At 64.7% G+C, this 18,398-nt stretch carries 18 protein-coding genes; 10 read left to right on the forward strand and 8 right to left on the reverse strand.

Features of this window, described 5'->3' with window-relative positions; all coding sequences use genetic code 11:
* The first annotated feature begins 71 nt into the window (after positions 1-71).
* The gene (locus FJ946_RS14745) at positions 72-974 is read left to right on the forward strand and encodes a phosphotransferase family protein (protein WP_140564926.1); all 903 of its coding nucleotides are present in this window, start codon (positions 72-74) and stop codon (positions 972-974) included.
* Here FJ946_RS14745 and FJ946_RS14750 read toward each other — a convergent pair.
* The 3 genes from FJ946_RS14750 to ilvD all read right to left on the reverse strand — a co-directional run bounded on the left by FJ946_RS14750 (position 971) and on the right by ilvD (position 5,394).
* Positions 971-1,894, reverse strand: a complete 924-nt coding sequence (locus FJ946_RS14750) for a DMT family transporter (protein WP_140497079.1) — start codon at positions 1,892-1,894, stop codon at positions 971-973. The two genes, FJ946_RS14745 and FJ946_RS14750, sit on opposite strands and share 4 nt — an antisense overlap.
* Positions 1,895-1,996: 102 nt before the next feature.
* Entirely contained in the window at positions 1,997-3,277 is a 1,281-nt protein-coding gene (locus tag FJ946_RS14755; protein WP_140559733.1) for an amidohydrolase family protein, read from the reverse strand.
* A gap of 272 nt (positions 3,278-3,549) precedes the next feature.
* Complete coding sequence (gene ilvD / locus FJ946_RS14765) at positions 3,550-5,394, reverse strand: dihydroxy-acid dehydratase (RefSeq protein ID WP_140559734.1); 1,845 nt, start codon at positions 5,392-5,394, stop codon at positions 3,550-3,552.
* A gap of 270 nt (positions 5,395-5,664) precedes the next feature.
* Here ilvD and FJ946_RS14770 point away from each other — a divergent pair, with 270 nt between their 5' ends.
* On the forward strand, positions 5,665-6,132 hold the full coding sequence (locus FJ946_RS14770) for a VOC family protein (protein WP_140497085.1): 468 nt from the start codon (positions 5,665-5,667) through the stop codon (positions 6,130-6,132).
* Positions 6,133-6,302: 170 nt separating this feature from the next.
* On the opposite strand, the gene FJ946_RS14775 is transcribed toward FJ946_RS14770, so the two are convergent.
* Positions 6,303-7,895, reverse strand: coding sequence for a peptide chain release factor 3 (locus FJ946_RS14775; RefSeq protein WP_140497087.1), 1,593 nt, complete (start codon positions 7,893-7,895; stop codon positions 6,303-6,305).
* A gap of 139 nt (positions 7,896-8,034) precedes the next feature.
* Here FJ946_RS14775 and FJ946_RS14780 point away from each other — a divergent pair, with 139 nt between their 5' ends.
* Entirely contained in the window at positions 8,035-9,102 is a 1,068-nt protein-coding gene (locus FJ946_RS14780) for an FAD-binding oxidoreductase (protein ID WP_140564928.1), read from the forward strand.
* A gap of 42 nt (positions 9,103-9,144) precedes the next feature.
* On the opposite strand, the gene FJ946_RS14785 is transcribed toward FJ946_RS14780, so the two are convergent.
* Both FJ946_RS14785 and FJ946_RS14790 read right to left on the reverse strand, forming a co-directional pair.
* Positions 9,145-9,939 carry a class II glutamine amidotransferase gene (locus tag FJ946_RS14785; RefSeq protein ID WP_140497091.1) on the reverse strand — a complete coding sequence of 265 codons (795 nt, stop codon included), beginning with the start codon at positions 9,937-9,939 and terminating at the stop codon, positions 9,145-9,147.
* A gap of 14 nt (positions 9,940-9,953) precedes the next feature.
* Positions 9,954-10,202, reverse strand: coding sequence for a DUF6356 family protein (locus FJ946_RS14790; RefSeq protein ID WP_140564929.1), 249 nt, complete (start codon positions 10,200-10,202; stop codon positions 9,954-9,956).
* 115 nt (positions 10,203-10,317) lie between these two features.
* On the opposite strand from FJ946_RS14790, the gene FJ946_RS14795 reads away from it, so the two are divergent.
* From FJ946_RS14795 to FJ946_RS14815, 5 genes are all read left to right on the forward strand, one after another.
* Entirely contained in the window at positions 10,318-10,788 is a 471-nt protein-coding gene (locus FJ946_RS14795) for an Lrp/AsnC family transcriptional regulator (RefSeq protein ID WP_140497095.1), read from the forward strand.
* A 97-nt stretch (positions 10,789-10,885) separates the two neighbouring features.
* The gene (dut, locus tag FJ946_RS14800; RefSeq protein ID WP_140497097.1) at positions 10,886-11,371 is read left to right on the forward strand and encodes a dUTP diphosphatase; all 486 of its coding nucleotides are present in this window, start codon (positions 10,886-10,888) and stop codon (positions 11,369-11,371) included.
* The gene (locus tag FJ946_RS14805; RefSeq protein ID WP_181167621.1) at positions 11,371-12,030 is read left to right on the forward strand and encodes an HAD family phosphatase; all 660 of its coding nucleotides are present in this window, start codon (positions 11,371-11,373) and stop codon (positions 12,028-12,030) included. Before dut ends, FJ946_RS14805 begins: the two co-directional genes overlap by 1 nt.
* 152 nt (positions 12,031-12,182) lie before the next feature.
* The gene (locus tag FJ946_RS14810) at positions 12,183-12,983 is read left to right on the forward strand and encodes an oxaloacetate decarboxylase (protein WP_140523629.1); all 801 of its coding nucleotides are present in this window, start codon (positions 12,183-12,185) and stop codon (positions 12,981-12,983) included.
* A 13-nt stretch (positions 12,984-12,996) separates the two neighbouring features.
* Complete coding sequence (locus FJ946_RS14815) at positions 12,997-13,995, forward strand: proline racemase family protein (protein ID WP_140564931.1); 999 nt, start codon at positions 12,997-12,999, stop codon at positions 13,993-13,995.
* A gap of 11 nt (positions 13,996-14,006) precedes the next feature.
* On the opposite strand, the gene FJ946_RS14820 is transcribed toward FJ946_RS14815, so the two are convergent.
* Together FJ946_RS14820 and FJ946_RS14825 are read right to left on the reverse strand one after the other, a co-directional pair.
* The gene (locus tag FJ946_RS14820; protein WP_140564932.1) at positions 14,007-14,720 is read right to left on the reverse strand and encodes a sulfate transporter family protein; all 714 of its coding nucleotides are present in this window, start codon (positions 14,718-14,720) and stop codon (positions 14,007-14,009) included.
* Positions 14,721-15,136: 416 nt separating this feature from the next.
* Positions 15,137-16,021 carry an EamA family transporter gene (locus FJ946_RS14825; RefSeq protein WP_224705481.1) on the reverse strand — a complete coding sequence of 295 codons (885 nt, stop codon included), beginning with the start codon at positions 16,019-16,021 and terminating at the stop codon, positions 15,137-15,139.
* A gap of 217 nt (positions 16,022-16,238) precedes the next feature.
* On the opposite strand from FJ946_RS14825, the gene FJ946_RS14830 reads away from it, so the two are divergent.
* Together FJ946_RS14830 and FJ946_RS14835 are read left to right on the forward strand one after the other, a co-directional pair.
* Positions 16,239-17,231, forward strand: coding sequence for an adenosine kinase (locus FJ946_RS14830; RefSeq protein WP_140523618.1), 993 nt, complete (start codon positions 16,239-16,241; stop codon positions 17,229-17,231).
* A gap of 470 nt (positions 17,232-17,701) precedes the next feature.
* Entirely contained in the window at positions 17,702-18,397 is a 696-nt protein-coding gene (locus tag FJ946_RS14835; RefSeq protein ID WP_140564934.1) for a hypothetical protein, read from the forward strand.
* Position 18,398 lies beyond the last annotated feature (1 nt).

Below are 18,398 nucleotides of genomic sequence, written 5' to 3' on the forward strand. Positions count from 1 at the left end.
CGCACGGATGATAGCCAAAGCACGAATTTTGTGGAACCGTCTCTGCGACAAATAACAGCGGGGGAGCGGGCATGACAATGGACGAGGCACGGACAAAACTTGCCGCCATTCCCATGCTGGCCGGCTATAACGGGACGCTGGAGCGGCTTGGCGGCCTCACCAACCTGGTTTTCAGGGCCGGGGACTTCTGCCTGCGCATTCCAGGCAAAGGCACCGAGGAATATATCAACCGCGCCAATGAGGCGGTGGCGGCGCGCGAGGCGGCTAAGGCAGGCGTCAGCCCCGAGGTGCTGCATGTCGATCCGGGCACCGGCGTGATGGTGACGCGCTTCATCGCCGGCGCCGTAACCATGTCGCCGGAAAAATTCAGGGTTCGGCCGGGCAGCCCGGCGCGTGCGGGAGAGGCCTTCCGCAAGCTGCATTCGTCCGGTGCCGTGTTTCCGTTCCGTTTCGAACTGTTCGCGATGATCGATGACTATCTGAAGGTGCTGTCGACCAAGGAGGTCGCCCTGCCCGCCGGCTATCACGACGTGGTGCGCGAGGCCGGTGGCGTGCGCGCGGCGCTGTCGGCCCACCCGCTGCCCGTCGTCGCCTGTCATTGCGACCCACTGTGCGAGAATTTTCTCGATGCGGGTGACAGGATGTGGATCGTCGACTGGGAATATTCAGGAATGAACGATCCGCTCTGGGATCTTGGCGACCTTTCCGTCGAAGGCAAGTTCGATGCCGCGCAGGACGAGGGGATGATGCGCGCCTATTTCGGCGGCGAGGCGAAACCGGCGGAGCGCGGCCGCATCGTCATCTACAAGGCGATGTGCGACCTGTTGTGGACGCTGTGGGGACTGATCCAGCTCGCCAACGACAATCCCGTCGACGATTTTCGGGCCTATGCCGACGGCCGCTTCGCGCGCTGCAAGGCGCTGATGGAGACGGCGGAATTTTCACGGCACCTGGCGGCGATCCGCGAGGGCTAATTCACACCCTTCGGCACGTTTTCAGGCGGCACCGTCGTGTCGACCACCTTCTGGCGATGGAAGATGAACAAGCCGGCCAGCACGACGATGACCGAGCCGATGAGGATGCGCGGGCCGGGAACGTCGCCGAAGAACGCCAGCCCGAAGACCACCGCCCATAGAAGCAGCGTGTAGTGCAGCGGCGCCAGCGTCGAGGCCGGGGCCAGCTTGAGCGCCCGCGTGATCATCAGATGGGCACCGCAGGAGACGATGCCGAGCAGCAGCATGGCGCCGAAATCGAGCGCCGACGGCGTGTGCCAGGCGCCGATGGTCAGGGCGCCGCCGACCAGCAGCGTGCCGATGGTCTGCCATGTCACCAGATTGGTGTCGCTGGTGCCGCGCAAACGCCGGTTGAGGATGATGGCGAAAGCGAAGGCAATGCTGCCCGCCAGCGCGAAGCCCGACGACAGCGAGAAAGCCGCCGAGGAGGGCTTGAGCATGATCAGCACGCCGCAGAAGCCGAGCAGGATCGCCATCCAGCGGCGCCAGCCGACCTTCTCGCCAAGCAGGAGATGCGAGAGTGCCGCCACATAGATCGGCCCGGCCATATAGAAGCTCATCACATCCGCAAGCGGCAGATAGACGACGGCGGCATAGAAGAGCCCGGTATCGAGCGTGGTCATGATGACGCGCAGGACCTGCAATTCGGGCCTTTCCATGCGGAACAGCTTGGCGGCGCCCTGGTGGGCGATCATCGGACCGAGCACGAAAAACGCGCCGATCGACCTGATCAGAACCACCTGGCCGACGGAAAAGCTGGCGACCAGCCATTTGCCCATGGCGTCGTTGAGCGCAAACAGGAAGTCGCCGGCCAGCATCAGCAGAATGCCGGCCAGAAGCACGTTCCTGATTGTGGTATTCTGCGCCACGGGTTGCGTCATGCCGATCCCTTGCCTGTCCAAGCCGCGTCGTAGACGGAAGCGGCCGCTTTGACGAGGAGAAATCCGGGAATCGGCAAGGCCAGCGCCGGGAATCGGCTGGGTCTAGGACGATGTGTGCCGCCGGTTCACCAGTGCCGGCCTGCCGGGGATGGCAAGCCGGGTGTCCTGCCTGGTTCGTTCCGCCACCACTTTGCCCCTGGCGATGACGCAAATGCGTTCAGGGCGCAGGCGAATGGCCTCGACCGGATTGCCGGCGTCGAGGACGACCAGGCTGGCGCGCTTGCCGACGGCGAGGCCTAGATGATCGAGCCCCATGATGGCGGCATTGACGTTGGTGACCATGTCGAAACAGCGCGCCATGTCGGCCGGGCTCGACATCTGGGCGACGTGAAGCCCCATGAAGGCGACGTCGAGCATGTCGGCGGTGCCCAGCGAATACCAGGGATCGAGCACGCAATCCTGGCCCCAGCCGACGCGGATGCCCAGCGCCAGCATCTCCTTGACCCGCGTCATGCCGCGGCGCTTGGGAAACGTGTCGTGGCGCCCCTGCAGCATGATGTTGATCAAAGGATTGGGGATGACGGAGACGCCCGCCTCGGCGATCAGCGGCAGGAGTTTCGAGACGTAGTAATTGTCCATGGAATGCATCGAGGTAAGATGCGAGCCGGCCACCTTGCCCTGAAGGCCGAGACGCTGCGTCTCATAGGCCAGTTGCTCGATGTGACGCGACAGCGGGTCGTCGGTCTCGTCGCAATGCAGGTCGACCATCAGGCCGCGTTTTGCCGCGATCTCGCAAAGCTCGGTCACCGAGCGGGTGCCGTCGGCCATGGTGCGCTCGAAATGCGGAATGCCGCCGACGATATCGACACCCAGATCCAGCGCGCGGATGGTGTTTTCCCGTGCACCGGGCGAGCGGTAGAGCCCATCCTGCGGAAAGGCGACCAATTGCAGGTCGATATAGGGCGCCACCGTCTTCTTGACATCGAGCAGCGCCTCGACCGCCAGCAGCCTGTCGTCGCAAACGTCGACATGGGTGCGGATGGCGAGCAATCCCATCGACACCGCCCAGTCGCAATAGGCGAGCGCGCGATGGCGCACCGCTTCATGCGTCAGAAGCGGCTTCAGTTCGCTCCACAGAGCAATGCCTTCAAGCAGCGTGCCCGAGGCGTTTATCCGCGGAATGCCGTAGGAAAGCGTCGCATCCATATGGAAGTGCGGGTCGACGAACGGCGCAGAGACCAGATTGCCCCGCGCGTCAATCGTCGTGCCGGCGTTGCCATCGAGCTTCGGCTCGATCGTCGCGATCGTCTCGCCGACGATGCCGATGTCGGCAACCCTGCCGTCAGGCAATGTGCCGCCGCGAACGATAAGGTCGAAATCCATCTGTGTCGTCCCCGAAGAATCAGCACCTGTCGGCTGCCGCCGTGATCGCGGCGGGCGAAAAATCTTGCCACGTGGCGCCGCCCCTCATCCGCCTGCCGGCACCTTCTCCCCGTATAGAGACGGGGAGAAGGGAGATGCTGCGACCTCGCCGCCATTTTTGCAACGTCTACAATTGGCGAAATCTTTGGTTATAGCCCTTTCTCCCCGTCACTTACGGGGAGAAATGTCCGGCAGGACAATGAGGGGCAGCACGAACCTGGCCGATTCGAGCGCTATTCCGGAACGTGCCTCACCGCACCCTTGTCGGCGCTGGTGGCGAAGGCGGCGTAGGCGCGCAATGCGGTCGTCACCTTGCGCTTGCGTTTTTCTTCGGGCTTCCAGGCCAGGGCACCCTTGGCCGCCATCGCCGCCCGGCGGCTGGCGAGCTCCTCATCGCTCACGGCGAGGCGGATCGAGCGGTTGGGGATGTCGATCTCGATCGTGTCGCCTTCCCGCACCAGCCCGATCGTGCCGCCTTCGGCGGCTTCGGGCGAGACATGGCCGATCGAGAGCCCCGACGTGCCGCCGGAGAAGCGCCCGTCGGTGATCAGCGCGCAAGCCTTGCCCAAGCCCTTCGATTTCAAATAGCTGGTCGGATAGAGCATTTCCTGCATGCCGGGGCCGCCGCGCGGTCCTTCATAGCGGATGACGACGACGTCGCCGGCCTTGATCTCATTCGACAGGATCGCCTTGACCGAGGCATCCTGGCTTTCGAACACCCGCGCCGGGCCGGTGAATTTCAGGATCGACTCGTCGACGCCGGCCGTCTTCACGATGCAGCCGTCGAGCGCCAGGTTGCCCTTGAGCACGGCAAGGCCGCCGTCTTTGGAAAAAGGCGTCTTCGCCGAGCGGATAACGCCCGTCTCGCGGTCCAGATCGAGCTCGTCCCAGCGACGATCCTGGCTGAAGGCGACCTGCGTCGGCACGCCGCCGGGCGCGGCGAGGAAGAAATCTCGCACGTTCTGGCTTGAGGTGCGCGAAATATCCCAATGATCGAGCGCCTCGCCGAGGCTTGATGTGTGCACGGTCGGCAGGTCGCGGTTGATCAGTCCGGCTTGGTCGAGCTGGCCGAGGATCGCCATGATGCCGCCGGCGCGGTGGACGTCCTCCATGTGCACGTCGGACTTGGCCGGCGCCACCTTGCACAGCACGGGCACCCGCCGCGACAGCCGGTCGATATCCTCCATGGTGAAGTCGACCTCACCCTCATGCGCCGCGGCCAGGATGTGCAGCACGGTGTTGGTCGAGCCACCCATCGCGATGTCCAGCGTCATGGCGTTCTCGAACGCGCCCTTTGAAGCGATGCTGCGCGGCAGCGCCGTCTCGTCGTCCTGCTCGTAATAGCGTTGGGCGAGATCGACGATCAAGTGTCCGGCCTCGACGAACAGCCGCTTGCGGTCGGCGTGCGTCGCCAGTGTCGAACCGTTGCCCGGCAGCGACAGGCCGAGCGCTTCCGTCAGGCAGTTCATCGAATTGGCGGTGAACATGCCCGAGCAGGAACCGCAGGTCGGGCAGGCGGAGCGCTCGATGACCTTGACGTCCTCGTCGGAGATCTTGTCGTCGGCGGCGGCGACCATGGCGTCGACCAGGTCGAGCGCCTGCGCCTTTCCGGCGAGCACCACCTTGCCCGCTTCCATCGGCCCGCCGGAGACGAAGACGGTCGGGATGTTGAGCCGCAGCGAGGCCATCAGCATGCCGGGCGTGATCTTGTCGCAATTGGAGATACAGACCATGGCGTCGGCGCAGTGGGCGTTGACCATGTACTCGACGGAATCGGCGATGAGCTCGCGCGACGGCAGCGAATAGAGCATGCCGTCATGGCCCATCGCGATGCCGTCATCGACGGCGATGGTGTTGAATTCCTTGGCGACGCCGCCGGCCTTCTCGATCTCGCGCGCGACCAGCTGGCCGAGATCCTTCAGGTGGACGTGGCCCGGCACGAACTGGGTAAAGGAGTTGACCACGGCGATGATCGGCTTGCCGAAATCGCTGTCCTTCATGCCGGTGGCGCGCCAGAGGCCGCGGGCGCCGGCCATGTTGCGGCCATGGGTGGTGGTGCGGGAGCGATAGGCAGGCATGAACTTTCCTTAGCTGGCTGGCTGCGCCCGATGCGGAGCGTCGCGGCCCTGAATATGGATCGCAGGCGTTATAGACCGGCAATTATTGTCTGGCCACATTTTTGCAATGCGCCAGATTCTCCAGAAAAATTCAGAGTTTGCGAAAAAAGATGGCCTCCCGTGTCGGATCGCCTACCGGGCGCCCGTCCTTGGATCAACGGCAAGGGAGTGGGACCATTTTCTCAGACAGCCGTTCCATTGTAGCAGCAAGAAGCAACCGAGGAGCACGACATGCAAAAGATCACCACCTGCCTGTGGTTCGATGGACAGGCCGAAGAGGCGATGAACCACTATGTCTCCATCTTCAAGAATTCGAAGGTGCTGAGCGTCATGCGTTGGCCCAAGGGCCACGCCGATGAAGGCAAAGTGCTGCTGACCACGTTCGAGCTCGACGGCGTGCCGTTCCAGGCACTCAACGGCGGACCGCAATTCAAATTCAATGAGGCGATGTCACAGTCGATCGACTGCAAGACGCAGGAAGAGGTCGACTATTTCTGGGAGAGGCTCACCGAGGGCGGCGAGCCCGGCCCCTGCAGCTGGCTGAAGGACAAGTTCGGCGTCTCCTGGCAGGTGGTGCCGGAACAGCTGCCGCGCCTGCTCCAGGATCCGGACCGGGAAAAGGCCGGCCGGGTGATGAGTGCGATGATGAAGATGGGCAAGATCGACATCGCCAAGATCGAAGAGGCGGCGAAGGGGTGAGAAGTGGTCCGCGTAAGCGGACGGAAAGCCAATTGATTGGCTTTTCCGAGCTTCGAACGCCCTGAGCCTGCGAAGGGCAGGGCTGTCCATTGATTTTTGAGGCCGGCGCTGCCCCTCATCCGCCCTTCGGGCACCTTCTCCCGTGAACGGGGAGAAGGGAAGACCGCCCCTCAAGCCGCCTTGTCGCGGACCTGGTAGTCCTTGATCGTGGCGAAGCGGATCGCCTTCCAGCGCTCGGCCTCGTAATTCAGCGAGAAGGCGTGCTGGGCGAGGAACACCGGGTCGTTGTCGAGATCGCGGGCAATGTCGCCGCGATGGGCTTCGATGAAGCGCTGCACTTCCGTCTTGTCGTCAGCCGATATCCAGCGGCAGACCGAAAAACGCGACATCTCGAATTCGACCGGCAGCGTGTATTCGAAGTTCAGCCGCTCCTTCAGCACGTCGAGCTGCAGCGCACCGACGACGCCGACGATGGCCGGCGAGCCGTCCTCGGGCGAAAACAGCTGCACGACGCCCTCCTCCGCCATCTGGTGCAGCGCCTCCTTCAGCTTCTTGGCCTTCATCGCATCACCGAGGCGCACACGACGCAGGATTTCCGGGGCGAAGTTCGGCACGCCGCGGAACAGGATTTCCTCACCCTCGGTCAGCGTGTCGCCGATGCGCAGCGTGCCGTGGTTGGGGATGCCGACGACGTCGCCGGCAAAGGCCTCGTCGGCGGTGACGCGGGTGCGGGCGAAGAAGAATTGCGGCGCAGACAGGCTCATCGGCTTGCCGGTGCGCACCAGCTTGGCCTTCATGCCGCGCTCGAGCTTGCCCGAGCAGACGCGCACGAAGGCGATGCGGTCGCGGTGGTTGGGATCCATATTGGCCTGGATCTTGAAAACGAAGGAGGTCATCTTGTCCTCGGTCGCCTCCACCATCCGGGTGTCGGCATCCTGCGCGCGCGGCGGCGGCCCGAAAGCGCCGAGCGCCTCGATCAGGTCGCGCACGCCGTAATTGCGCAGCGCCGAGCCGAAATAGACCGGCGTCAGATGGCCCTCGCGAAAGGCGTCGATGTCGAGCGGACGGCAGGCTTCGCGCGCGAGTTCCAGCTCCTCGATGAAGGCCTCGCGCTCGTTTTCCGGCAACAGGCCGGCGACGCGGTTGGAATCGGGACCGTTGACCGGAGTGCGTTCCTTCTCGTCATCGCCCTTGCGCACGGCGTTCAGCGCCAGGTGGTAAGTGCCCGAAAACGTCCTGCCGCGGCCGATCGGCCAGGTGATGGGCGCGGTATCGAGCGCCAGCTTCTGCTCGATTTCGTCCAGTATCTCGAAGGGATCGCGGCTCTCGCGGTCCATCTTGTTGACGAAGGTGATGATCGGGATGTCGCGCAGCCGACAGACCTCGAACAGCTTCAGCGTGCGCGGCTCGATGCCCTTGGCGGCGTCGATGACCATGACCGCCGAGTCGACCGCCGACAGCGTGCGGTAGGTGTCGTCGGCGAAATCCTCGTGGCCGGGCGTGTCGAGCAGATTGAAGACGTTGTCCTCATACTCGAACGTCATCACCGAGGTGACGACCGAAATGCCGCGTTCGCGCTCGATCTTCATCCAGTCCGACCGGGTCTGGATGCGGTCCTTCTTGGCCTTGACCTCACCGGCAAGCTGGATGGCGCCACCGAACAGCAGCAGCTTTTCGGTGAGCGTCGTCTTGCCGGCGTCCGGGTGGGCGATGATCGCGAAAGTACGGCGGCGCGATACCGCCTGTTCGATGTCTTCAGCCAATTATGAAATCCTGTCTGTGGCGCGGGCTTCTAGCAGCGCTTTCCCGGCCTGTCGAACAGATTTGCCCGGATCGGTCCGCCGGCTCTTGAGATAGGGAAGACGCGATGGCATCAGAAGACCTGTTCGATGGAGATCCTGCATGAGCAAGAAAGTGATCGTCATCGGCGCCGGCATCATCGGCGCCTCGATCGCCTGGCACCTGGCCAAGGCGGGCGCGCAGGTGACGGTAATTGCCGACAGCGCTGCCGGCGGCGTGGCGACGCCGAACTCGTTTGCCTGGATAAATGCCAGCTGGGGCAATCCGGAACCGTATTTCCGGCTGCGCATCCGCTCCATGGCGGAATGGTCGCGGCTGGCGCAGGACCTGCCCGGCCTTCCGCTCGCCTGGTGCGGCGGGCTGTGCTGGGACTTGCCGGCGGACAAATTGGAGGCCTATACGGCGGAGCATTCGTCCTGGGGTTATGGCATCAGGCGGGTCGACCGCGCCGGCGCGGTCGGCATCGAGCCCAATCTCGCCGGGCTTCCCGACTTTGCCTTACATGTCGCCGAGGAGGGTGTCGCCGAGCCGGTCGCAGCGACGAACGCGCTGCTGGCCGACGCCGAACGGCGCGGTGCGCGCTTCGTCTCCAGCACGGTTACGGCGTTGGTCCAAACCGGCGGCAGGACGACGGGCGTGGACACGTCGCATGGGCTGTTTGCAGCCGACGAGGTGGTGATCGCGGCCGGCGTCGGCTCGCCGGAGATTGCCGCGACGGCCGGCATAAGGCTACCGATCGAAATGCCGCCCGGCCTGATCGTCCATTCGCGACCTTACAGAAAATTGCTCAACGGTCTGGTGCTGGCCGAGCGGCTGCACATGCGCCAGACGGCGCAAGGCCACATCATCGCCGGGTCTGATTTTGGCGGTGCCGACCCGGGGATGGATGCGGCGGCGACGGCGCGCGAGCTGTTTGCGGCGGTGCAAGCCATGCTGCGCGGCGGCGATGGCCTGGAACTCGATTTCCATACGGTCGGTTACCGGCCGACGCCGATCGACGGCTTCCCGATCATCGGCCGCGCCGAGGGCATGGACGGCCTCTACATCGCGGTCACGCATTCCGGCATCACGCTGGCGCCGGCGGTCGGCTTGTTCGCGGCGCGCGAAATCCTCGACGGCGAGCGCGATCCGCTGCTGGCGTCCTATGGATTGGGTCGGTTCGCTCAATAGCTTGGTGGACGGCTCTCTACGGCAATTCGCGCCGCGAGGAGGCTACCCGGCCAGCGCCAGCTTCGCCGGGGCCGGCGCAAACGGCTGAATATTCACGCCATCCCTGGTCATGGTGACGAAGCTCGATGGCGGGATCGCCTGCCAGTCGCCGCCTTCACGGTCGAAGGGTTCGGAGACGATGCAGCGGCCGCCGCCCTTGGCGGCGGTATAGAGGGTGGGCGCGTGGTCATCCGTGGCGTAGCGGACCGCGTGGAGCGCCTGCCCGTCGGAAAAGGCGGCCGTCAGCTTCAGCGCCGGCTCGATGCCGGCACGCCGCGAAGCCTCCAGCACGCGGCTGGTGGCACAAGCGACGGCGCCTTGCGGATCGGCGGCCAACCCTTCATCGATCATCAGGAGAAAAAACAGCTCGGAATCGGTGGTGCCCTCGCGCTGGTCGAAGACGGCGTCGGACAGCGAATTTTCCAGCGCGCGGCGGATCTTCTCGAAGCCGCCGATCTGGCCGTTGTGCATGAACGACCAAGGGCCCGAGATGAAGGGATGGCAATTCATGCGGCTGGTGGCGCCGCCGGTCGAGGCGCGCACATGGGCGAGAAACAATCCGGATTTGATCTGTCGGCACAAGCTCTTCAGATTGGGATCGGACCAGGCCGGCAGGATGTCGCGGTAGAGGCCGGGCTCGGGCCGGTCGCCATACCAGGCAAGGCCGAAACCATCGCCATTGGTCGGCGACTTGGCTTCCTCGGCGCAATGGCTCTGGGCGATCAGCGAGTGGCAGGGCGCCGTGAGGATGTTTTCGAGGAAGACCGCTTCACCGAGATAGGCCGCCCACCGGCACATCGCTTCGTCCGTTCCTAAGCGCGGTCCGGAAGGGCCTTGGGCTCCTTGACCGCGTGCGAACCTCTGTTGTGCGTCCGCTCGTAAAGTTCGCGGACGATTTGGCTGGCGGTAGTCTCGAACAGAAATGGCAAGAAAGCGTGAACGAGGGCGGCCCCGGCGGCCGTCAGCAGGCGCGAGGAAAACCAGGCGGCAAAGGCCATGTGACCGAAATAGGTTTCGCCGACCTTGGCCGGATGGGAGGTAAAAATCCTTGCGACCCACATGTTGCTTCCCCTTCAGCGCTTCAAGTTCTCGATAGGGGTATCCTGGCACGGTTCGTCGGTTCATCGGTCTCAAAATGTCCTTGTATTTTGCTTGTTCGTGGGACAAACATCCCACATGGCCATCGAAATCGACGAAATCGATCGGAAATTGCTCGCCGAATTGCAACGCGACGGCACGTTGTCGGTCGACCAGCTGTCGGAGCGGGTGGCGTTGTCGCGCAACGCCTGCTGGCGGCGCGTCAAGCGGCTGGAGGAGGATGGCGTCATCACCGGCCGGGTGGCGTTGGTCGATGCCGAGAAGCTCGGGCTCGGCCTCTCCGTGTTCATTCTGGTCCGGACTTCAAATCATGATCCCGAGTGGTTGCAGAAATTCCGGGCGGCGGTGACAGGCTTTTCCGAGATCACCGGAGTCTACCGCATGTCCGGCGACCTCGACTATGTCTTGCGCGCCCGCGTCGCCGACGTGAAGGCCTATGACCGGCTCTACCAGCGGCTGATCGCCAAGGTGGCGCTGTCGGACGTTTCGGCGTCCTTCGTGATGGAGGAGATCAAGGAGACCACAGTGGTGCCGATGGAAGTGCGCTAAGGATTGGCTCCGGCCATAGTGATGCCCGAAAGAAAGCCGTTGATAGGGTCGAGGGCGAATTGACCGAATCGGCAATCGCGCCGATAGGATCGATTTTATGCGCGCAGCCATCCAAAATTCCTCCGTCATCGGTCCGACCGTCGGCTTCGTAAGGTTGCCGCATGGGGAAGGACTCCCCCTCCCTGCCTATGAAAGCCCCGGCGCCGCCGGCATGGACCTGCGCGCGGCGGTGCCCGACGATCGGCCGCTGCTGATCCTGCCGGGAAAACGTGCGTTGGTGCCGACCGGACTGATCCTGGAAATCCCCGAAGGCATGGAAGGCCAGGTGCGGCCGCGCTCCGGCCTTGCCTTCAAACACGGGCTGACCGTCCTCAACACGCCGGGCACGATCGACAGCGACTATCGCGGCGAGGTGAAAGTGCTGCTGGTCAATCTCGGCGACGAGGATTTTGCGGTGACGCGCGGCATGCGCATCGCCCAGATGGTGTTCGCCGCGGTGACCCAGGCGGGCGTCGAAGAGCGCGACCTGGCCGGCGGCACGGCGCGCGGTTCGGGCGGGTTCGGCTCGACCGGCACGGCCTGATGAACATACCGAAACTTGTCATCTTCGACTGCGACGGGATTCTGGTCGATACCGAGAACCTGGCCAACCGGCGTCTCGCCGAATGGCTGAGCGAAGCCGGGTATCCCACCAGCTTTGAATATTGCCGCAAGAACTTCTCCGGCCGCAGCATGGTCTCAGTGCAGAAGCAGATCGAAGAAGAGACCAGCGTCAGGCTCGGCGCAGACTTCGTCGAGCGCTGGAATGCAGGGCTGCCGGACCTGTTCGCCCATGGGGTCGAGGCGATTCCCTATGTCCGGGAGTTCGTCGAGGCTGTCCGCGCGGCCGGCATCGCCTATTGCGTCGCCACCTCGGCCAGGGTGTCGAAAATGCACATCACGCTTGGCCAGACCGGCCTGCTGCCGCTGTTCGAACATGCGATGTTTTCCTCGACCATGGTCGCGCGCGGCAAGCCGTTTCCGGACCTCTTCCTGCATGCGGCCAAGACGATGGGCTTTGCGCCTGCCGACTGCATCGTCATCGAGGACAGCGTCGCCGGCACGCAGGCCGGCATCGCCGCCGGCATGCGGGTATTTTCCTATCATGGCGATCCCTACAGCGACCGTGACGGCTTGATGCGAGCCGGCGGCATCCTGTTCGACGACATGCGCACACTGGCCGGACTGGTGCCGATCCACTGATCTGGACCGTTTTTCTGGGGTTGCGAGGACGCGCCGGACGAATTGTCAGCAGAGAACGCGAAACGCTTCTGAGCCAACCGCATTCGTTTGCCCGGGCAAGGCGGGCAAGCTAAAATCCGCGCCATCGCACTCAACACGATGGGGGAACTTCCATGGACAAGGGCAAGATCTTTCGCGACCTGCATGCCTCGACCTTCGTCATGCCCAACCCTTGGGACGTCGGCACGACGAAGCTGCTTGGATCCTTCGGTTTCAAGGCGCTGGCGACGACCAGCGCCGGTTTCGCCTTCTCGCGCGGCCTGCCGGACGGCGCGGTGACCTTCGACCAGATGATCCATCATTGCCGCGAGGTGACGGCGGCAACCGAGCTGCCGGTTTCGGCCGACCTCGAACGCGGCAAGGGCGACAGCGCCGAGCAGGCCGCCGAAACCATCTTCGCGGCTGAAGCCGCCGGCCTTGCCGGCTGCTCGATCGAGGACCACACCGGCGACCCGAACAAGCCGATCTATGATTTTTCGCACGCGGTGGAGCGCGTTGCGGCGGCGGCGGAAGCGGCCCGCGCGCTGAAACGCGATTTCGTCTTCACCGCGCGGGCGGAGAACTTCCTCTGGGGCAAGTCCGACCTCGACGACACGATCAAGCGGCTGCAGGCATTCGAGAAGGCGGGCGCCGACGTGCTCTACGCGCCGGGCATCGGCGACGTCGAGATGGTGCGCACGGTCTGCTCGGCGGTGAGCAAGCCGGTCAACGTCATGGCAAGGCCCGACTTCACCATTGCCGATCTGACCGCGGCCGGGGCAAAGCGCGTTTCGCTTGGGCCGTGGCTCACCAACTTCGCCTATGGCATGCTGGAAACGGCGGCGCGCGAGATCCAGCAGGACGGCACGTTCGGCTTCGCCCGCGCCGCCATGCCCTTCGGCAAGTTGCAGGCGCTGTTTGGCAAATCGGGATAAGCGGGCCGGACACATGACGCTGACCGTCGTCGACATGCACACCGGCGGCGAGCCGCTGAGGATCGTCACCGGGGGTTATCCCGATATCCCGAAGGGCACGATCCTGGAAAAGCGCGCCTATGTGCGCGACCATCTCGATCATCTCCGGAAAATCCTGATGTTCGAGCCACGCGGACATTACGACATGTACGGCGCGCTGCTGGTCGAGCCCGATTTGCCGGGCGCCGACCTTGCCGTGCTGTTCATGCACAATGAGGGCTATTCGACCATGTGCGGCCACGCCATCGTCGCGCTCGGCCGCTATGCCGTCGACGAAGGGCTGGTGGCCAAGCAGGAACCGGTGACGATGGTCAACATCGAGGCGCCCTGCGGCATGGTCGTCGCCTCGGTCGAGGTGCGCGACGGCAAGGCGGGTGCTGTGTCGTTCGACAGCGTGCCGGCTTTCTTGTTCGCACGCGACCGCAGGATCGAGCTGCCCGGCTACGGCGCGATCGGCTTCGGCATCGCCTATGGCGGCGCCTTCTACGCGCTGGCCGACTGCCACCAGTTCGGATTGGAATTCGGCCGCGATCGGGTGCGCGATTTCGTCGATGCGGCGACGGCGCTGACCGAAAGGCTGAAGCAGGAATTCCCCCTGTCACACCCCGACCATGTCGACCTCGCCTTTCTCTACGGCACCATTTTGACGGACGGGCGGGATACGTTTTCGGGTGAGCCGACGAAAAACGTCTGCGTCTTCGCCGAGGCGCAGGTCGACCGGTCGCCGACCGGCTCCGGCGTCACCGCCCGGCTGGCGGCGATGCATGCCAAGGGCGAGATCGCAACAGGCCAGACACGCACTTTCGAGAGCATCGCCGGCTCGCGCTTTTCCGGCGCGGTGGCGCGGACGGCGAAAGCCGGACCGCATGAAGCGATCATCGCCCGCGTCGGCGGCCGCGCCTACTATTGCGGCCGGGCGGAATTCATCGTCGAGCCCGACGACGAACTGGGGCGCGGCTTTCTGCTGCGGTAGGGACTGGCGCATCAACGGGACGGCTTGCTCCCCCGATCGGGCCGGGCCGAGATCGCCTTGTGCAGATGCACCATCATGGCTGCGGCGAAGAGCGGCGTCACCAGATTGAGCACCGGCACGGCAAGGAAGGCCGCTATCACCAGGCCGGCGAGAAAGACCGTCCCGGCATGGTGCCGGCGCAAGGCCCTGGCCTCTTCTTCCGGACGGAAGCGCATAGCGGCGAATTCGAAGAACTCGCGCCCAAGCAGGTAGCCGTTGACGATGAAAAAGGCGGCGATGTTGATGCCCGGCACCAGCAGGAGCAACAGGGCGACGATGTTGCCCAAAACGACGACGCCGAAGAACTTTATCGCCAGCACCAGCGAGCGCAGCGCCGGCATGGCGCGGCCGGGCGGATCGCCGGGATAATCGGTACGCTCCACCACTTCGGCGACATCGTCGAGGAACAGACCGGCGATGACGGCCGTGACCGGCGCGACGAGCAGCGCCATGCCGAAAGCAAGCGCGATGGCCGCGATGATGCCGCCCAGCCAACCGGCCCAGGACGGCAGGCCGGGAAAGAGCGTCTGCAGCCATGGCAGCGCCAGCCACTCGACGAGGCTGGTCAGCCCGAACCACAAGGCAACCAGAGCAAGCACAGTCAAGCCCAGCGTCTTGAGGAAGACGGCGCGGAATTCGGGCGACAACAACTGGCCGGCGGCGGCACGGGCGGCGCTGGAGATCACGGTGCTTCCTCGCTTCGGCGGATTGCCCCTGGGAGGATAGGCAGCAGGTTCGCCGGTCACAAGCTCTATTGCCTGCCGTGGGTCAAGGCGGTCGTTTCAGGTTTCGAACTCTCCGCATCACCCCTCTTGCGAGCGCCGGCGCCGCCCCTCACTGTCCTGCCGGACATCTCTCCCCGTAGAACGGGGAGAGAGGAGCTGGCGGCAACCCCGGTGCCTCCATCGCAACGTGGTGATTGGCGAAACCAGTGATGACAGCGCCCTTCTCCCCGTCACTTACGGGGAGTTGAGGAGCGTCCGCGAAGCGGACGAAAAGCCAACTGCTTGGCTTTTCGAGTGACGAACGCCGGCAGGCGGATGAGGGGCGGCGCTACCTCGACAATCGGAGCCATGTGGTCTGAGGCGATTGCCCTGTCTGCCTATTGTGCGAGCGCCGGCTTGCGGGTGGGAATGGTCATGGCCGCGACGCCGGCGACGACGAAGGCCATGCCGAGCCAGGCCGTGGAACCCAGGCTTTCGCCAAGGAAAACGGCGCCGATGCCGACGCCGATCGGCACGCGCAGATAGGCCTGCGAGGTCGTGCCGACCGAGCCCAGCGTGTGGATCAGGCGGAAATAGATGACGAAGGCCAGCGCGGTCGAAAACACCGACAGGCCGAGCAAGGCCAGGATCGACGCCGTCGACGGCGCCAAGGTCCAGGGCTGGTCGACGGCGAGGCTGAGCGGCACCAGGATGACGGCGCCGCAGAGCATCGAGCCGGCGGCGGGCAGCATCGGGTCGAGGCCCTTGAAGCCTCGGCCGAAGATCGCCGCCCCCGCATAGCAGACCGTTGCAAGGACGATGGCAAGCTGCGCCCAAAGTTCATGGCCGAGACCGCCCAGCGCCTGTGTGCCCACGATGAGGCAGATGCCGGCAATGCCGGCGCCGACGCCGATCAGTTTGCGCAGCGTCACCGGTTCATGGCGGGTGATGAGCGCGGTCAACAGGAAGGTGAAGATAGGCGACGTCGCGTTGAGGATGGTGGCGAGGCCGGCATCCACCGAGCGCTCGGCGGCGGCGATCAGGGTGAACGGGATGACGCTGTTGAGGCACGCCTGGAAGGCGAAACGACGCCAGCTCGCTGCATCGCCCGGCATGGCGAGCCCGCGCCAGCGGATGATGGCCAGCAGGATCGCGCCCGCGATCAAGGTGCGGGCGGCGATGAACGTCACCGGCGGGATCGTCTCGACGCCGATCTTGATGAACGTATAGGAGGCGCCCCAAAGCACCGCCAGGAGGGCGAGCAGCGCCAGATCGGTGTTCATGTCGTTTCTTGCAGGCATGGGCTTGCCGCCTTCGGACCGGGATCGAACGGCCCTTTTTAGGCAAAGCCGCGGTAAAATGCTTCGGCCACGACCGAATTGTCGTAGCGCCTAGGCGTCAGGCGATATGAACATGGCCTAGGCAAACCGGTTGCAAATCGCTAGACCCGCGCCCGGCCGGCATGGCAAGAAGCCGGCGCGGATTTTGGCGGAGACATTGATGCCGGACTATGACGTGCTTTGCATCGGCAACGCGATTGTCGACATCATCGCCCAGTGCGAAGAGGAATTCCTGGAGACCAATGGCATCATCAAGGGCGCGATGAACCTCATCGACACGCACCGCGCCGAACTGCTCTACAGCCGCATGGGCCCGGCGATCGAGGCGTCCGGCGGCAGCGCGGGCAACACGGCGGCCGGCGTTGCCTCCTTCGGCGGCCGCGCCGCCTTCTTCGGCAAGGTCTCCAACGACGCGCTCGGTGAGATCTATGCGCATGACATCCATGCCCAGGGCGTCGCCTTCGACACCAAGCCGCTTCAGGGCGAGCCGCCGACGGCGCGCTCGATGATCTTCGTCACCCCCGACGGCGAGCGCTCGATGAACACCTATCTCGGCGCCTGCGTCGAGCTCGGGCCGGAGGATGTCGAGGCCGACAAGGCGTCGGGCGCCAAGGTTACCTATTTCGAGGGCTATCTGTGGGATCCGCCGCGCGCCAAGGAGGCGATCCGGCAGACGGCCAAGCTGGCGCACGCGGCGGGCCGCGAAGTGTCGATGACCTTGTCGGATTCGTTCTGCGTCGACCGCTACCGCGACGAGTTCCTCGAGCTGATGCGCTCGGGCACCGTGGACATCGTCTTCGCCAACAGCCACGAGATCAAGTCGCTCTACCAGACCTCGTCCTTCGACGAGGCGCTGGCCCGGATCCGCAAGGACTGCAAGGTCGCCGCCGTGACGCGCTCGGAAAAAGGATCGGTCATCGCGCGCGGCGACGAGACCGTCGTCATCCAGGCGACCGCCATCAAGGAGCTGGTCGACACGACAGGCGCCGGCGATCTCTACGCTGCCGGTTTCCTGCATGGCTACACGCAAGGCCGCGACCTCAAGACCTGCGGCGATCTCGGCTCACTGGCGGCCGGCCTGGTGATCCAGCAGATCGGGCCGAGGCCAAGGCAGAATCTGCGTCGCGAGGCCGAACTGGCGGGGCTGCTGTAGGGGGGCGGTGAAGCTGCCGATCTCCCCCCTCGTGGGGGAGATCGCCGGCAGGCCAGAGGGGGCGCTGTCCCGCTGGCATCTCCAGGGTTCTACACTGCCGCCAAGCCCGAAATGAACGGCATGAGCGTACTGTCATGTCGGGGCGCCAGTTCGAAGAGTATGGGCACGCGGAAGGGAACCACCGCAACCTAGCGATCCTTCGCGCCCCCCTCTGCCCTGCCGGGCATCTCCCCCACGAGGGGGAGATCGGCAGCTTCACCGTCGCGCGGCTGTCACACATCGCACCTACACGCAATCGGGGCGTCCTTGACTGACATTTGGGCGCCCTCAGCCAGTTGGGGTGCCAAGATGCAAGACAGCAAGCTGTCGGGCGGCCGGATTTGTTGCCGCCGCGATTTCCGCTTTCCACATTAGAAATTCAGCAACGGGCCGCGATCGGGGAGGAGCGCTCGCGGCCAGAAGACAGACGCATGAACAGATTTCATACAACCAAACAAGACGACTTCGCGGACATGGTCGCGGAGAAGGTCGAGCGGGCGCTTGCCCACTATGACGAGGCCATCAACAAACCCACCATGGTCTCGGTCGGCAAGATCGCTGGCAGCATAGCGTCCGCCCTCACCTTGTTGCCGCCGAAGCATCAGCGCGCCATCGATGCCATCCATGCCGACCTTCCGGGGCTGGCGTCGAAATTCGTGCGTGCGCTGGCCGCGGAAGCCGCGCGCCGCAGCGAAGCCGGCACCGCGGGCGCCACAAATCCATCGGCGGGTTTCGACGGCCCCGCCTCCCCGCTTCCGCGCACCCAGTCCGACGATCTCGAATCGATGCTGATCGAAGACTGGGCCGGGCGGGTCGCCGGTTCGACCTATCTGGAGGAACACCTGCGCATTGCCCGCTCGACCCTGCACCGCTGGCAAAGGCGGGGCGAGGTGGTCGCCTTGCGCAAGGGCGGCCGCAAGCACGTCTTCCCGCTGGCGCAGTTCGTGGACGGCAGGCCGGTGGCGGGCATTCGAGACGTGCTGTCGTTGATCGGCAATCCGAGGCTGGCATGGCTGTGGCTGACCCGCCCCTCGGCGCTGCTCGACGAGCGCATTCCCATCGACCTGCTGCGGCAAGACCAGGTCAAGGAGGTCGTCGAGGCGGCGCGGGTGTTTTCCGCGGATTAAG

The sequence above is a fragment of the Mesorhizobium sp. B2-4-7 genome, from assembly GCF_006442685.1.
In the GTDB taxonomy this organism is placed as follows: Bacteria; Pseudomonadota; Alphaproteobacteria; order Rhizobiales; family Rhizobiaceae; genus Mesorhizobium.